Source organism: Bartonella sp. AP11XZML (genome assembly GCF_042196445.1).
GTDB lineage: Bacteria > Pseudomonadota > Alphaproteobacteria > Rhizobiales > Rhizobiaceae > Bartonella.
Map to the genome: position 1 here is coordinate 29627 of NZ_JBHIQF010000042.1, position 16466 is coordinate 46092.

The 16466-nt window shown below is 36.8% G+C and carries 12 protein-coding genes; 10 read left to right on the plus strand and 2 right to left on the minus strand.

Features of this window, described 5'->3' with window-relative positions; all coding sequences use genetic code 11:
* Positions 1–172: 172 nt before the first annotated feature.
* Positions 173–532, minus strand: a complete 360-nt coding sequence (locus ACFIMG_RS03555; RefSeq protein WP_375611849.1) for a hypothetical protein — start codon at positions 530–532, stop codon at positions 173–175.
* A gap of 253 nt (positions 533–785) precedes the next feature.
* Between ACFIMG_RS03555 and ACFIMG_RS03560 the strand changes: the two genes are divergently transcribed.
* The 3 genes from ACFIMG_RS03560 (at position 786) to guaB (ending at position 5796) form a co-directional block, all read left to right on the plus strand.
* Positions 786–2171: a sigma-54-dependent transcriptional regulator gene (locus tag ACFIMG_RS03560; RefSeq protein WP_375678533.1), complete on the plus strand. Its 1386-nt coding sequence runs from the start codon at positions 786–788 to the stop codon at positions 2169–2171.
* Positions 2172–2574: 403 nt separating this feature from the next.
* Positions 2575–4146, plus strand: a complete 1572-nt coding sequence (locus tag ACFIMG_RS03565; protein WP_375632273.1) for a phospholipase D family protein — start codon at positions 2575–2577, stop codon at positions 4144–4146.
* Positions 4147–4296: 150 nt separating this feature from the next.
* Entirely contained in the window at positions 4297–5796 is a 1500-nt protein-coding gene (gene guaB / locus ACFIMG_RS03570) for an IMP dehydrogenase (RefSeq protein WP_375678532.1), read from the plus strand.
* A 179-nt stretch (positions 5797–5975) separates the two neighbouring features.
* Here the strand turns inward: guaB and ACFIMG_RS03575 are convergent, their stop codons facing one another.
* A complete protein-coding gene (locus tag ACFIMG_RS03575; RefSeq protein WP_273722522.1) occupies positions 5976–6122 on the minus strand; it encodes a hypothetical protein in 147 nt (48 codons plus the stop codon).
* Positions 6123–6590: 468 nt separating this feature from the next.
* On the opposite strand from ACFIMG_RS03575, the gene ACFIMG_RS03580 reads away from it, so the two are divergent.
* The 7 genes from ACFIMG_RS03580 to ACFIMG_RS03610 all read left to right on the plus strand — a co-directional run bounded on the left by ACFIMG_RS03580 (position 6591) and on the right by ACFIMG_RS03610 (position 15648).
* Positions 6591–7877, plus strand: a complete 1287-nt coding sequence (locus ACFIMG_RS03580) for an RsmB/NOP family class I SAM-dependent RNA methyltransferase (RefSeq protein ID WP_375678531.1) — start codon at positions 6591–6593, stop codon at positions 7875–7877.
* A gap of 132 nt (positions 7878–8009) precedes the next feature.
* Entirely contained in the window at positions 8010–9566 is a 1557-nt protein-coding gene (gene guaA, locus ACFIMG_RS03585) for a glutamine-hydrolyzing GMP synthase (protein ID WP_375678548.1), read from the plus strand.
* Positions 9567–9735: 169 nt separating this feature from the next.
* Positions 9736–10458 (plus strand): glycerophosphodiester phosphodiesterase, encoded by a 723-nt coding sequence (locus tag ACFIMG_RS03590; RefSeq protein ID WP_375678530.1) that lies wholly within the window; start codon positions 9736–9738, stop codon positions 10456–10458.
* Positions 10459–11422: 964 nt separating this feature from the next.
* The gene (gene ugpB, locus ACFIMG_RS03595) at positions 11423–12757 is read left to right on the plus strand and encodes a sn-glycerol-3-phosphate ABC transporter substrate-binding protein UgpB (RefSeq protein ID WP_375678529.1); all 1335 of its coding nucleotides are present in this window, start codon (positions 11423–11425) and stop codon (positions 12755–12757) included.
* Positions 12758–12852: 95 nt separating this feature from the next.
* Positions 12853–13737, plus strand: a complete 885-nt coding sequence (ugpA, locus tag ACFIMG_RS03600) for a sn-glycerol-3-phosphate ABC transporter permease UgpA (protein WP_375627662.1) — start codon at positions 12853–12855, stop codon at positions 13735–13737.
* A 10-nt stretch (positions 13738–13747) separates the two neighbouring features.
* The gene (ugpE, locus tag ACFIMG_RS03605) at positions 13748–14599 is read left to right on the plus strand and encodes a sn-glycerol-3-phosphate ABC transporter permease UgpE (protein ID WP_375613289.1); all 852 of its coding nucleotides are present in this window, start codon (positions 13748–13750) and stop codon (positions 14597–14599) included.
* Positions 14600–14601: 2 nt separating this feature from the next.
* Positions 14602–15648, plus strand: coding sequence for a sn-glycerol-3-phosphate import ATP-binding protein UgpC (locus ACFIMG_RS03610; RefSeq protein WP_375678528.1), 1047 nt, complete (start codon positions 14602–14604; stop codon positions 15646–15648).
* Positions 15649–16466 lie beyond the last annotated feature (818 nt).

The window sequence follows — 16466 nt, forward strand, 5'->3', positions numbered from 1 at the left end:
AAATGATTATTTTACGCATTTCATAATGTTTAGAAAATTTTCAGGGTAAAGATTATACTAGCCTCTTTGCGTATTTTAGAGAGGATTTTCTATCAGGAGGAGAAAGGATATCGCCTCCTGCTTAATGTGTGTGCTCCCTCTGTTCTTAAGAGAGGTTTCCCTTGTACTTTGTTTAAGATTTCCGCTTAAGGAAAAACTGTGCTCCTGTATGTGAGGTGCAGAGAAGTTGTGTGGCGTCATATGACATTGTACAATTGACTCTAGAAATTGTTCCACGGAGAATAGAGCGTATTTCAATTTCTATATTTTGGGCATTGAGATAATTATATGCTCCTTCTGATAGTTTTTCTTCTGTATCTGCTGCATGCGTTTCAAAAACACCATTGTGGAAAGAAGAAATAATACCATTCTCATCAACCCATTTTCCATCAATTCCAGTTGGCATATTTGAGTTATAATATCGCGAAAAGTTACAGGCACTTAACAGCAAGGCGGTAATTGTAAGACATAAAATATGATAGGTATGTTTCATTTATTGCACTCTATTTAGATTATTTTGCTCTCTAGTTTCTATAACATTATTAAATTACCCCATGAGTCAATATGAAAAATTTGATAAAAATCAATGAAAAAGCAAAAAAATGGAAAAAAATGCCTTAATGTTGTATTTAATTGACAGCTTGATGAAGTTCGTAAGTGAAACACAAGAGGTAAAATATTTCTTATGGTTTACAACAATTTTTATATTAAGCTGCTAAGTAGTCTCAAAGGAGATTATTGACATTATGGTTGGTCCCATTCTTGTTGCGAGTGAAGATTATGGAAGACGTATAGAACTTTCTTCTATGCTGCGAGGTTTTGGTTATCGTGTCATTGAAGCAGAAAATGGTCTCCGTACGATTGATCTTTTACACAGGCGTAAAAACATTGTGCTTGCACTCCTTGATGTCGTTATGAGTGATTTGAGTGTGAGCGATTTGATTAAAATGATTAGAGTTGCTGGTGTTTCTGTTCCTATTGTCGTTATAGCACAACAAGAGAATCAGCATTTACTCCAGAAAGCTTTAACAGCTGGAGCTATTGATTATTGGATCCATCCAGTAACATTATTACGTGTAAGAGTTACTTTGGATATCCTTGCTCTTATTTCTGCTTTGGAGCATGAGGTTCGAGATATTCGGCGAAAAAAAGAGAATCATTTACGGTTTTCTGATCTTTGCGTAAAAAGTAGAGCTATGCAGATAGTGTTAGAACAATCGAGACAAGCAGCAACTTCTTTACAGAATCTTTTGATAGAGGGAGAAGCTGGAACAGGACGTGAGACATTAGCTCGGATTATTCATCATGAGGGATTATTTTCGGAGGGTGTTTTTGTTCGCTTTCAATGTTCAGCCATCGTTGATCCAGAAGAAGAAAATCAGCAGTGGTTTAAAGAATTCCTACCATTGGTTTCTTCTCTTGAAAAAGGGACACTTTGCCTTTGTGATATTGATCGACTTGAGCCCATACAGCAAAAACGGTTTGCTCATTACCTTAAAGAAAGGGAAAGGGATACAAAAGGAGATTTTTTTCCTTTTCGGATCATCGCTATTTCAACATCGCGTTTAAAGGACTTGGTTAATGAAAACTTTTTTTTGCATAGTTTGTTTGAACAATTTTCTCACTTGTCTATTAGCGTTCCTGCTTTACGAGAATTAAGGGATGATTTTCCAGAGATCACACAACGTTTGATTGATCGCATTATCACAGAAACAGGGCGATCACATGTCCATGGTTTAGCAGGCTCTGCTCTTTCCTTGCTTATGCAGTATGATTGGCCTGGCAATAGAAATGAGCTTGAAACCTTTTTATTTCGTGCGATTTTACTCAGTGAAGGACCGTTATTAACTGTTCGAGACTTTCCGCAATTAATGGGAAATTCATTAATGAATGTTCCCAATATCATTGAGGGTAATATACAAGAAGATAGTGAGCAAGAATCGATAAAATTTTTGAATACTGATGGGCATGTACGTACTTTTGCAGAAATGGAGCATGATATTATAGAGAAAGCGATTAAACATTATAAAGGACATATGAGTGAGATTGCGCGTCGCCTTCATATTGGTCGCTCTACACTTTATAGAAAAATGGAAGAATTGAGAGCAATAAGAAATCAAGAACGAAAATAAAATTCATAACAAATTTCTCTTCATGACAAGCATGCGTTTCAAAAAATAGAGTGAATTTTGATAAAGTCCGTGGGGGAAAGCTGAAGAAAACAATCATTTATTGTAAAATTTATCTATAGAGGATGATTTTGTTGATTTAAATCAAATATAAATTTTATGTGACTATTTTAATCGTTTATTTCAATTTATACAATTTTAGTTAAGTTTACATTTATTAAAACAGAGAAGCATTTTTAAAAACTTTTAAATACTACCGCTAAAATTTTTGTATCATCAATATTAAATTTATACTCTCTTAAGCAAGAAGTGGCATTTTATCTGCTATACGATTAAGATAAAGTGATTAGTGTTATTGTTTGCATTACTGATGATGTGATAGTTTAAAATAGAAAGTTTGCCCTCTTTGACTCTTTTACAGATTGTTATTGGTTTTGTCCTCTTTTTTTTTATTGCATCTATGTTGGCAATCTACACCTATGGGCGTTTTGTGAAAAATGCTAGGGGGCAATGTTCTTATGCGTTACCTCTTCAGAAAGATGAAACTAAGCTTGATCGTATCGTCAGTCAATTAGCTGAGAAAGAAAATGGATTGGGGATTGATAAAGATGCCCTTTCTCTCATTATCAGCAATTTGGATGCGTTTTGTGTTCGTGCAATAGGAGCTGCAGAGGCTGGGCGTAGCCTTGATCTGATGTATTATATTTGGGATGATGATTTAACGGGGCGCCTATTATTAAGTGAAATAGTTGAGGCAGCTGATCGAGGGGTTCGGGTACGGCTTCTTTTGGATGATATTAATGCTCAGGCACGTGATCCAGCTTATATTGCGTTAGATAAACATCCTCACATTGAGGTGAGAATGTTTAATCCAGGGCGATCGCGTAAAGGTGGTTTACGCCGTGGTTTAGAAATTATATTACGGGCAATTACTGTAACACGTAGAATGCATAATAAAGCTTTTATTGTTGATGGCAGGGTCGCTTTTGTAGGAGGACGTAATCTTGCAGATTCTTATTTTGATGCTGGTAAAGAATCCCATTTTCGAGATTTAGATTTGATGTTAATCGGTCCTTCTGTTAAAAAGGTAGAAAGTATCTTTGATGATTTTTGGAATAGTGCTGTTGTTTTGCCAATTCATACTTTGGTTGTTCCTAAAAGCGCAAGTGATCTTAGCTATTGGAAAGATAAATTACGAAAGTTTCGTGATTCCAAAGTTGCAAAAGTTTATTTAGATTATGTCAAAGAGCACATTAACTTTAATTGTTTTATCCAAACAGGAAAGCGGTTATTTTTAGCAGACAAAGTTGTTGTTCTTTCTGACCCTCCAGAAAAAGCATTGCGTAAAAAAGCAAGTAATTGGCTTATGAAGGCACTTTCAAAGGTTATTGGAAATGCCCAAAAAACGGTTCAGATTACGTCACCTTATTTTGTTCCTGGTAAGGTTGGCACGCAGAATTTTAGTAATTTGGTTTCAAAGGGTGTTGATGTCAAAATTCTGACAAATTCTTTAGCTGCTACTGATGTAGCATTAGTGCATGGTGGTTATGTACCTTATCGTAAGGCATTGTTGAAAAGTGGTGTTAATCTTTATGAATTAAAAGCGGAAGGCAATACTCATGGGTTACGATTGTTTCGATCGAGTAAGGCAAGTTTACATGCCAAAGCTTTTTTAATTGATCGTAAAACAGCTTTTATTGGATCTTTAAATTTTGATCCAAGATCAGCATCATTAAATACAGAAATGGGCATTCTTTTTGAATGTGCTCCCATTACAGCAAGATTAGATTTGTTGTTTTCTGAAGAAACCACAGGGGAAATGAGCTATCATCTGCGTCTTGGTGATAATAATCGTATTTATTGGGATTTTATTGAAAATGAAAAAAAATATAGCATTGACTATGAGCCAGAAAGCAATTTTTGGCGTCGCGCATTTGCAAAAATAATAAGTTGGTTACCTATTGAATCACAATTGTAAATTTTTATAAACCACACTTAAAAAAAATATTTATTTTTCTTTTCATTTTGTTTGTAGCATGGCATAATTTTTTGCCAATCTACCATGTATGAGAACCGCAGTTGTATTTTAAAGCTTCTTGCGGTGTTTTATTATAAAAGGAATTTTGATATGGCAAAGATTGTTGAAACGGGGACAGGTGCATTGGCGCTGACTTTTGATGATGTACTTTTACAACCCGGTCATTCTCTTGTTATGCCTAGTCAAGTGGATCTCAGTACGCGCATTGCAGCGGATATTAAGCTCAATTTGCCATTGCTTTCTGCGGCAATGGATACGGTAACAGAATCGCGTTTGGCAATTGCTATGGCTCAAGCTGGTGGTCTTGGGGTTATTCATCGTAATATGTCTCCTGCAGAGCAGGCAGAAGAAGTTCGTCAAGTAAAAAAGTTTGAATCTGGTATGGTTGTTAATCCAGTCACCATTGGACCAGATGCAACACTTGAAGAAGCAAAATCTTTGATGCGCTCTCATGGTATTTCCGGTATTCCGGTTGTTCAAAATGGTGCTAAAGGTGAAACTGCTGGACGGCTTGTTGGCATTTTGACAAATAGGGATGTGCGTTTTGCATCGGATCCCAAACAAAAAATTTATGAATTAATGACGCATGAAAATTTAATCACAGTGCGTGAAAATGTTCAACTCAATGAAGCGAAGTATCTTTTACACCATCATCGTATTGAAAAATTATTAGTTGTGGATGAACAGAATCGTTGTGTCGGACTGATAACAGTTAAGGATATTGAAAAAGCAAAATTAAATCCAAACGCTGCCAAAGATTCACAAGGTCGCTTGCGTGTTGCAGCTGCAAGTAGTGTAGGGAACGATGGGTTTGAGCGGGCTGAACGATTAATTGATGCAGGCGTTGATATTCTAGTAATTGATACTGCACATGGACATTCTCAGCGTGTATTAGACACTGTTGAGCGTATTAAAAAAATGACGTTTTCTCCAGCTATTATTGCTGGTAATGTGGCGACTGCTCAAGCAACACAGGCTTTGATTGACAGTGGTGCGGATGCTATAAAAGTGGGGATTGGTCCTGGTTCTATTTGCACAACGCGAATTGTTGCAGGTGTTGGTGTTCCTCAGCTTGCAGCCATTATGAATGCTGCAGAAGTTGCTGAAAAAGCGGGCATTCCCGTTATTGCTGATGGGGGGATAAAAGCTTCGGGTGATTTTGCTAAAGCCTTAGCAGGTGGGGCTTGTGCTGCTATGATTGGCTCTCTTTTAGCGGGTACAGAAGAAAGTCCTGGCGAAGTTTATCTTTATCAAGGACGATCCTTTAAAGCTTATCGCGGCATGGGATCTGTTGGTGCTATGGCACGAGGATCGGCAGATCGCTATTTTCAAGATGATGTTCGTGATGAACTTAAGTTGGTTCCTGAAGGTGTGGAGGGGCAGGTGGCTTATAAAGGTCCTATAGCATCAGTTCTACATCAGCTTGCTGGTGGACTTCGTGCTTCGATGGGGTATGTTGGAGCAAAAGATCTCGTAGAGTTTCGTGAAAAAGCAACGTTTGTACGTATTACGAATGCGGGACTCCATGAAAGTCATACGCATGATGTTTCTATCACACGAGAGAGTCCAAATTATCGTGGGCCAGTTTAAAGATACAAGAGCCTAATATCATATTGCATAAATATAAAATTTTCCGAGAACAAGAAAGAGAGACTGCGCTTTTTTCTGTTTGTAATTTGGTGTAATAATCCCAAAAAGGAAAGAATTAGAGGTTAAAACTCTAATTCTTTCTGTTAAGACTATATGAAATAAGTTATATAAAATTAGAATTAACTTTTTGTTGTCTTCCGTCCAGTCTTTGACGCACGTTGGCGAGTGTTTGTCTGATCACTTTGGACGGATTTCTTTCCGTTGTTTGAGGGCATTGTATTATGACGGCTTTTAGACGAAGTTGTTTTTCCATTATTATAAGTCATTATTTTCTCCTTTAAAATTGTCTGGCAGTTGCCATTAGAGTAAAAACGGTCATGCCAAATAGTGGTTCCAAGCATTTTCTAAAAAGTTAATTTTTTGTTGAACGTAAGATGAGCTTGTTTAATTTTATGAGAAGATTTTTTCTATTGTTCAGACAATCCTCGTAAACTTTATTTTACGCCAATAAATTAAAGAGTTTGGTTTTTTCGTAATGCATGGCGGAAATAAGTTTTTTATGGATGGCTACGTATCTTTTAGTATAAGAGGTAGAAGGATAAAAAACGAATGGGCAGAAGATGAAAGGAAAAATTTAGATACTCTAAATTGGATCTTATAAAAAAAGTATGATCAGATCATTTTAAGATTGAATGTAAATTTTTTATGGCTTTGAGAAGGTTTCATTGGCAAGAAGGCGATAATATTATTTTTTTAGATGATTTAAAATTTTATTATTTTAATGGGAGAAATGAATGCGATTAGGTGGGCGTTTGCAAGCAGCAATAGATGTTCTCACAGAGATAGAAATGAAGCATCGCCCAGTAGGAGAAGCTTTAAAGGATTGGGGTCTTTCTCATCGCTTTGCTGGAGCAGGTGATCGTGCAGCTATTGGTACAATCGTTTATGATGTTTTAAGACGACGTTATTCTTTACAATGGCGTATGGAGAGTGATGATATCCGAGATATCGTTTTTGGTGCCTTATTAGATTCTGGAAAAATGACGCTGGAGCAAATTGACGGTGAGTTGACAGAAGATCGGTTTGCACCGCAGTTATTAGGGGCTAAACAGCGTAAATCGTGGCAAGGTCAGCAATTAGTGGATGCTCCAGACTATATTCGTGGTGATATTCCGCAATGGTGTCAAGCGCATCTGCGTCCTTTATTTGGTGATAATTGGATCACTGAAGCGGCTGCGTTAGCAACGCGTCCTTCTTTAGACCTACGGGTAAATAACCTAAAGGCAACACCAGAAAAGGTGCTGAAAGAATTAGCAAAAACCAAACTTAAATCTTTTCCATGGTTTGGGCAAGCTTTAAGAATTGCACCGATTGAAAAGTTTAATCGTCATCCCAATGTTCAAGTGGAACCAGCTTTTCAAAAAGGACACTTTGAAATACAGGATTTAGGATCTCAAATTGTTGCTCACCTTGTGGAAGCGCAAGAGAGCATGCAGGTATTAGATTATTGTGCAGGTGCTGGGGGCAAAACATTAGCTTTAGCTTCCGATATGAACAATCGTGGGCAAATTTATGCTTATGATTCCGATAAAGTGCGCTTAGCTCCTATTTTTGATCGTCTTCGACGCGCTGGTGTTCGTAATGTACAAACACGAGCACAAAAAGAAGAATTGAAGCCATTAATAGGCCAGATGGATAGAGTTCTACTAGATGCACCATGTAGTGGGACAGGAACATGGCGTCGTCGTCCAGATGCGAAATGGCGTTTAACATTAGAACAAGTGAAACAACGCCAAACAGAACAGAGGGCTATTTTGAATGAAGCGATAGCTTATCTTAAGCCAAATGGGCGCTTAATCTATATTACCTGTTCTCTTTTTACAGATGAAAATGAGGAACAAATTTCCCATTTCCTTCAACAACATTCTCATTTTTCTCCAATAGATATGCCAGCGCTTTGGCAGAAACATTTTAGTTTTTCTCCTGTGCAACCAGTTTTTTCAAATTATGGACTTACTTTGTCGCCGGCCACAACACAAACAGATGGGTTCTTTTTATCTGTGTTGCAAAAAAAACATTGATCCATATTCTTACACTTTTTATCATAAACTTTACGAGAATAATCTTTTTCTTAAGAAAACAGGCTTGTGAAAAGAGAAAGATTGAATCATAACTCTCATGAGTTTTCTTTTACAATTGTTGATTGGTTTTCTATGAGCATATCACATCCAGACACTGTTCTTATTATTGACTTTGGTTCACAAGTTACACAACTTATTGCACGACGGGTACGAGCAATGGGAGTGTATTGTGAAATTACTCCTTTTCAATTGGCTTTAGAAGCTGTGCGCCGCATAAATCCTAAAGCTATTATTTTATCAGGGAGTCCTTATTCCGTTATTGATGAGGGCTCTCCGCGTGCTCCAATGGAAATTTTTGAGGCGGGTGTTCCGATTCTGGGTATTTGCTATGGTGAACAAGTCATGTGTATTCAGCTTGGAGGAAAGGTTGAAGCTGGACATGAGCGTGAATTTGGGCGTGCTTTTTTGGAAGTTCAAGAAGAGAGTGCCCTTTTTGATGGAGTGTGGGAAAAAGGTTCTCGTTATCAAGTATGGATGAGCCATGGTGACCGTGTGGCAGCTTTACCAGAAGGTTTTCGTGTCATAGGAACCTCAAAAGGAGCTCCCTATGCGGCTATTGCGGATGAAAAAAGACATTTTTATGCGGTACAGTTTCATCCTGAAGTTATCCATACACCGGATGGTACAAAACTTTTGCAAAATTTTGTTCATAAGATCTCTGCTATTAAAGGTAGTTGGTCAATGGCTTCTTATCGTGAGCAGGCAATTGCTACGATACGACAAAAAGTTGGGAAAAGTCGTGTGATTTGTGGTCTTTCAGGGGGAGTGGATTCATCTGTTGTAGCGGTACTCCTTCACGAAGCCATAGGAGATCAACTGACATGCATTTTGGTAGACCATGGGCTGATGCGCAAGAATGAAGCTAAAGAAGTTCTCACGCTCTTTCGTGATCATTATAATATAGAGCTTATTCACGTTAATGCTGCCGATATATTTCTTAATGCTTTAGAAGGTGAGACAGATCCAGAAAAAAAGCGCAAAACAATTGGTCGTCTTTTTATTGAAGTTTTTGAAGAAGAAACGAAAAAAATAGGAGGTGCAGAGTTTTTAGCACAAGGAACACTTTATCCAGATGTTATTGAGAGTGTGTCTGCTATTGGTGAAACGGTAACCATTAAAAGCCATCATAATGTGGGTGGGCTACCAGAACAGATGAAGATGAAACTTGTAGAACCGTTACGTGAGCTCTTTAAGGATGAGGTTCGCTCGCTAGGACGAGAGTTAGGGCTACCGGAGCAGTTTATTGGTCGCCATCCTTTTCCAGGTCCCGGTCTTGCAATTCGCTGTCCAGGTACTGTGACCCGTGAAAAATTAGAAATTTTACGTGAAGCAGATGCTATTTATCTTGAGGAAATCCATAAAGCTGGTCTTTATGACGAAATTTGGCAAGCTTTTGCTGTTCTTCTTCCTGTTCAAACTGTTGGCGTGATGGGGGATGGTCGCACTTATGAATTTGTTTGTGCTCTTCGCGCCGTCACATCTGTAGATGGAATGACTGCTGATTTTTATCCTTATGATATGGCGTTTTTAAGTAAGACAGCAGCACGTATTATTAACGAAGTTAGAGGGATTAATCGTGTTGTATATGATGTAACCTCAAAGCCTCCTAGTACTATTGAATGGGAATAATTAAAATGAAGGATAAGTCTTTTAAGAATAAAATATGACTGAGGGTTTGATATTCGAAAAGTGTAGAAAAAATCATTTAAAAATGATTGTGTATTTTCATATGATATAAGCCTTTATCTGGCAATCTGTACGTCAATATCGTTTAAAATTGAGAAGTGTGGGATTTTGCATGTCTGAGAAAAAAATTGTTGCACACCGTGGAGGAGCTCATCTTTATCCTGAAAATACCCTTTCGGCATTTAATAATGCTATAGCGTTAGGTGTTGATGAAGTTGAATGCGACGTTCATTTGCTGAAAAGCGGTGAAGTGGTTGTCTTTCACGACCTCCGTTTAGACCAATTGGTTGGAAAAAAGGGGTATATTCACGACATTGATAATGAAACACGCAAACAACTCTGCGTAAAAGGAAGCCAAGAAGCACCTCCCTTATTAGAAGAAGTGCTTGATCTTTTAGCACCAACGAATGTTGCGTTGCATCTTGAAATCAAAACATGTGGTGAAGTGGAGCGTGAAACAATATTATCCCAAAAAGCGCTTGCACTAATAAAAAGCCGAAATTTATCAGAACGGGTTTCTGCAATTAGTTTTGATCCTTTTATCCTTCGTCCTTTTATTGAAGCAGGAATACCATCTGGTCCATGTGTTGATAATTTCGAAGGTGATATGTACCGTCATTTTTCTGAATGGAAGCAATTAGGTTATTCTGATCTAAGTTTAGATGGCTCTATTGTTTCACAGAACTTTATTGAAGCAGCTCTTGAGGCTGGTTTTACTGTAGGGGTATGGACAATTAATGGAAAAGCTCGGTTATCATATTGGCTTGATATGCCTGTACATTATATTACGACAGATCAACCTGATCTCGCATTGCAATTGTGTGCACAAAGGTAAAAATACATCAACACAAAAGGAACTATATATCTTCATAAAGTTAGCGTAATGCAAGAAGAAAAATTATCTAATACATGACAATAATACATTGATTTATAATCATAATTAATATTTTATTCATGTGAGTAAGAGACCTTAATACGTAAGATTCTCTTATTTCAAATATTTTTACAATGAATCAATCAAAATCATTCGTTTGCACATTACAAGCAGGGTTGGTGTGTGGATAAAAAATGATTGAGAAAAGAATAAAAATATTCATTTAACGTATTTTAAATGCAAGATTTGTTGAAGCATTAGGATCGCACATGATGATGTCGTTTTGCACTTTTATGAAGTGTAAAAATGATGGCATACAAAAAGTCTTATATACTTTAATGGAGAGGCTTTAGGGCTTATTTTATAGGTGCTATCATGAAATGTAGATGTATTGAAAGATTTTTTAACAGTATGGAAATTGGTTATACAGTGTCATTTTGTTTTGCGTGAGGGGTGTGATCTTGTTACAGGGAAAGAGACTATTAAGCGCTTCAAAATGATTTTCTTAATTTTAAAAAAATTCTATTTGTCTCTTCTTTAAATTCAGTAGCAACATCGTGTTAAAGTTATAAGCCGAAAGTTATAAGACAAATAATAAAAGAATAAACAATTCTTTTTAAAGAAGTAAATCCAGATATTAAAATAGTCATTGAATGATATTTACGATCCATATCTTTTTACCAAGTGACTTTGCTTATTTAAGCCATCTCACTTTTTTCAGATAGTTACAAACGCGTATTTCATGAATACATAAGAAAGCTTATAAAAGAAAATAAATAAATTTAAACAAATTCATTTGACCTTTAGGTGGATCCTGTTTAAATGAGAGAATATGTTTCTGAAATAAAACTGTCATAGCATGTTCATGTGTAATACTATAAATTTAGGGGTAGTTTGTATTCCATCACTTCAGAAAGGGTGAAGCATGAGTCGTTTTTATCTTTCCATAGCGGCCACGGTTGCTATCATAATGTCCACAGCGGGGATGACAGAAAGTTTTGCACAGACAAAAATCAGCTTTTGGCATTCTATGAGTGGTGAATTAGGAAAGCAAACTGAAAGTCTCATTAACGATTTTAATGCAAGTCAATCTGAGTATAAAGTTGTTTCTTCATTTCGCGGTGAATATGAAGAGGGATTGATTTCACTCATTGCAGCATTTCGTGGAAAGAAACAGCCAGTACTTGCTCAAATTTATGACGTTGGTACTGGAACTATGATGGCTGCAAAAGGTGCAATCTACCCATTTTATCAACTTATGGCTGATACAAAACAAGAATTTGATCCTACAGATTATTTCCCTGCTATTAGTGGTTATTACTCCGATGAACAGGGACGTATCGTCTCTATGCCATTTAATATTTCAACACCCATCCTTTATTATAACAAAGATATCTTTAAAAAAGCAGGGCTTGATCCAGAACAGCCTCCTAGAACGTGGCAAGATATAGAAAACTTTTCCAAGAAAATTCTTAAGACTAAAGCGGCAACTTGTGGTTTTACAATGGCTTATGCCGCTCAATGGATTGGTATAGAAAATTTTTCAGCGTTGCATAATGTTCCTTTTGGAACGAAGGAAAATGGCTTTAAAGGACTTGATTCAGAACTTACATTTAATGGACCTTTACAAGTGCGTATGTGGACTGACCTGAAAAAGTGGTCTGATCAAGGTATTTTCCGTTATGGTGGTCCAGCAGGTGCATTAGATTCAACACCAATGTTTATGGCACAAAATTGTGCAATTTTTATGCAATCTTCAGGATCACATGCTGGAATTGTTTCTGAAGCTCAGTTTAATGTGGGGGTTGGTATGCTACCGTACTATAAGGATACAGAAGGAGCACCACAAAATTCAGTTATTGGGGGAGCTTCTATTTGGGCGTTTAAGGGCCATACTCCAAAGGAATATGCAGGGGCAGCCGCTTTTCTTAAATTTCTTTCAAAAACAGAAAATCAAGCAAAATGGCATCAGGAAACAGGTTATCTCCCAACCACAAAAGCGACTTATGAATTGAGCAAAAAACAACATTTCTATGAAAAAACGCCAGGTGCGGATATAGCTATCAAACAGATTAATCTTAATCCACCAACAGTTAACTCAAAAGGGATAAGATTTGGTAATTTACCACAAATTCGTGCCATTCTTGATCAAGAGTTGGAAGCTGTTCTTAGTGGTTCAAAAACGCCGAAAGATGGTTTAGATGAGACCGTTGAACGTGGAAATAAACTCTTGCGTGAATTTGAAAGATCTAATCATTAATTTCGTTTTATTGTTAAACATTAAAGACTCAACAAAAACGGTTGAGTCCTTTTTGTTTACTTTTTTAAAGTCTCTACATTTAAAGAGCCCTATGAATGCAAGAAAAACATGCATATTTTAAAAATAGTCTACTTTCTTACGGACTGCTTTTTCCTCAGCTTCTTGTGACTTTTTTGTTTTTCTTTTGGCCTGCTGCTCAAGCAATAAAATCATCTTTTGAGCGTGAAGACCCTTTTGGCTTTACAACAACCTTTATTGGTTTTGAGAATTATCTAACCGTTCTTTCTGATCCTACTTATCGGCAATCGCTTTTTACAACCGCAGTATTTTCCATCTCAGTTACTGTCGCTTCAATGACAATATCACTTCTCTTAGCTGTCTGTGTTGATCGTGTCATCCGTGCAAAAAAGGCTTATACAATGCTTTTGCTCTGGCCCTATGCTGTTGCTCCAGTATTGGCAGGTATATTGTGGCTGTTTATCTTTCATCCTACCATCGGAATTATTCCTTTTTTTCTCGAGAAAATAGGGGTGCTATGGAATTATCGTATTAATGGCACTCAAGCAATGATTCTTATTGTCATTGCGGCTAGTTGGAAACAAATTTCTTACAATTTTCTCTTTTTTCTTACAGGTCTTCAGTCTGTTCCGCGTTCTCAAATAGAAGCAGCCGCCATTGATGGTGCTGGTCCCTTTAAACGATTTTGGACAGTGGTTTTCCCGCAAATTTCACCAACGACGTTTTTCCTTCTTATTGTCAATGTCAATTATGTTATGTTTGATACTTTTGGTATTATTGATAATACAACTTCTGGAGGTCCTGCGCGTGCAACGAGCATCCTCGTCTATAAAGTATATGACGATGGCTTTAGAAATCAAATAATCGGTGCATCAGCAGCACAATCAACAATATTGATGTTGATGGTTATTGTCTTAACGTTTATCCAGTTTCGCTGGATTGAGCGCCGTGTACAATATTAGGAAACAAATTATGGTTGAAAATCGCCCTGTTTTGAAATTTCTAACCCATATTATTCTCATTGTTGGTATTATCATTATTTGCTTTCCAGTTTATGTTGCTATCATTGCATCAACTCATAGTTCAGCAGCATTTAACTCAGGAACACTTCCTCTTTTGCCTGGGAAATATGCTCTGGAAAATTATAAAACAATCTTTGGTGATGGCCTTGCACAGCTGGGTTTGCCCAACCTCTGGCCACTCTTAATGAATTCATTCATTATGGCTCTTGGGATTAGCGTTGGAAAAATTATTATTTCACTTTTGTCTGCTTATGCAATTATTTACATGCGCTTTCCCTTCCGAAAAACTGCTTTTGTTCTTATTTTTGTTACATTGATGCTCCCTGTCGAAGTTCGTATTCTTCCAACCTATGAGATTGTTGCAAAATTGGGGATGGTCAACACCTATAGTGGAATGATTATTCCACTTATTGCATCTGCGACCGCTACATTTTTATTTCGCCAGTTTTTTTTGACTGTTCCAGATGAACTCTTAGAGGCGGCACGTGTTGATGGTGCAGGTCCAGTTAAATTTTTTAAGGATATTCTTCTTCCTCTTAGTAAAAGCAATATTGCTGCTTTATTTATCATCATGTTCATTTATGGATGGATACAATATCTCTGGCCTCTTATCATCACAACGGATCAAAATCATCAAACGATCCTTATTATTTTAAAACAGCTTATTGTCGAATCACTTCAACATGATCCTCAATGGAATATACTCATGGCAGTATCGGTTGTTGCCATGGTTCCCCCTGTTCTTGTTGTTATCTTCATGCAGCGGCTTTTTATCAAAGGCCTTATTGAAACGGAGAAGTAATTGTGGCCATAATCCAGTTATCAAATATAAAAAAACAGTATGACAACGGCATTCTGGTCATTGATGATTTAAACTTAACTGTTGCCGATAAAGAACTTCTTGTTCTTGTCGGTCCTTCAGGGTGCGGAAAATCGACCTTATTACGTATTATAGCAGGACTTGAACAAGTTACCTCAGGTGAATTATGCATTGATAACGAATGTATCAATGATCGTGAACCAGCTGATCGTGATATCGCTATGGTTTTTCAAAATTATGCCCTTTATCCCCATATGACAGTTCGTGGAAATTTAGAATATGGTCTTAAAAATCGTAAAACTCCTAAAGAAGAAATTAAAAAACGTATCGCACATGCTGCAAAGCTTTTGGAGATAGAACCATTTCTTGATCGTAAACCACGACAATTATCAGGAGGACAACGTCAGCGTGTTGCAATGGGGCGTGTGATTGTACGTCAACCCCGTGTTTTTCTCTTTGATGAACCTCTTTCAAATCTTGATGCAAAATTACGGGCGCAAATGTGTATTGAAATAAAAACACTACAGCGTTCATTAGGAACAACGAGCCTCTATGTTACCCATGATCAACTAGAAGCTATGACATTAGCTGATAGAATAGTCGTTTTGAATAAAGGAGCTATCGAGCAAATTGGAACACCAATGGAAATTTACGATACTCCAGCAACAACATTTGTTGCTGATTTTATTGGTTCTCCTCCTATGAATTTTCTTGATCGCTATGTCTTAGAACAACATTTAGGGCATTCATTTTCTTGTGGTGAAGAAACTGATCTTTTAGCATTCAGACCTGAAATAATCTTATTGGGCGAACATCCAGATAAAGGGCCTGTCTTTCACACAAAAATTGAGCTTATCAAGCTTATTGGAACAGGTTGCCATGTTTTAACGCGTTGGAATGGTATCATTTTTACGATTGAAATAAAAGAACGCTTGACACACGACTATGGTCAAAAACTAAGTTTCACTGTTGCTCATCAGAATTTTCATACTTTTAATAAAAACACAGGAAAGCGCACAAATAATAAGTAAGCATTAATTGATGTGATACGACTCTCTTTTATGCTGCGTCATGATAATGGTGTGTTTTGACTTGCTCAATTACATTTACAAACTCAGGTTGTAACCGATGGGATTAAAAACAAAATTTTAACAGTTTTGGTAATGATCTATTGTCCCATAGCGCTGAGAATGTCAAAACATTTATATGAAGAAATTTTGCATTTTCACGGTCTGTAAGAAGAATATAATTTTCAAACAATAGAATAAATCTTTATTAACCATATTTTTACTCATTTATAATTTTGTTATAAAAAACAACATATTATAATATGTTTCTTGATGTAATAATTTATGTGTATTATAAAAGTAAATGAGAGAAATAGAGAGAAAAAATGAGTCACAGATAAGGGAGGATGCGCCCCATATCTTGGCTTTGACCCCTAACATAAGAAGTCTATTTGATTCACAAAATACGACGCTGTTTTAAATAGTCTGTACGAAAATAGGCGCATTCTATTTTACCGCTGGCCATATGATCTAAAATGGTTTCAGAGCTCCTATAAGAAGCATTTGTTTTTTCTACCAATCACATAAATTAGAGAGAAACCTATGCGCGCATGCTGCAAGTTTATTTTTTCTCATGTGAATCACTATGCAATTCTCAGCGAGGGTATTTGATAAGTTGCAAAAAAATAACTGAGAGATAGAAGGCGTGCTTGTTTTAGAATTTTCATTACTTTTAGCGATAAAAGCAGATGAAACACATCTGTAACATCTCATCGATCTTTTCTATATTCTTGAGTTAAAAATTGCCTGTAGATCATCCTCAAACAGATCTTTATGAATAT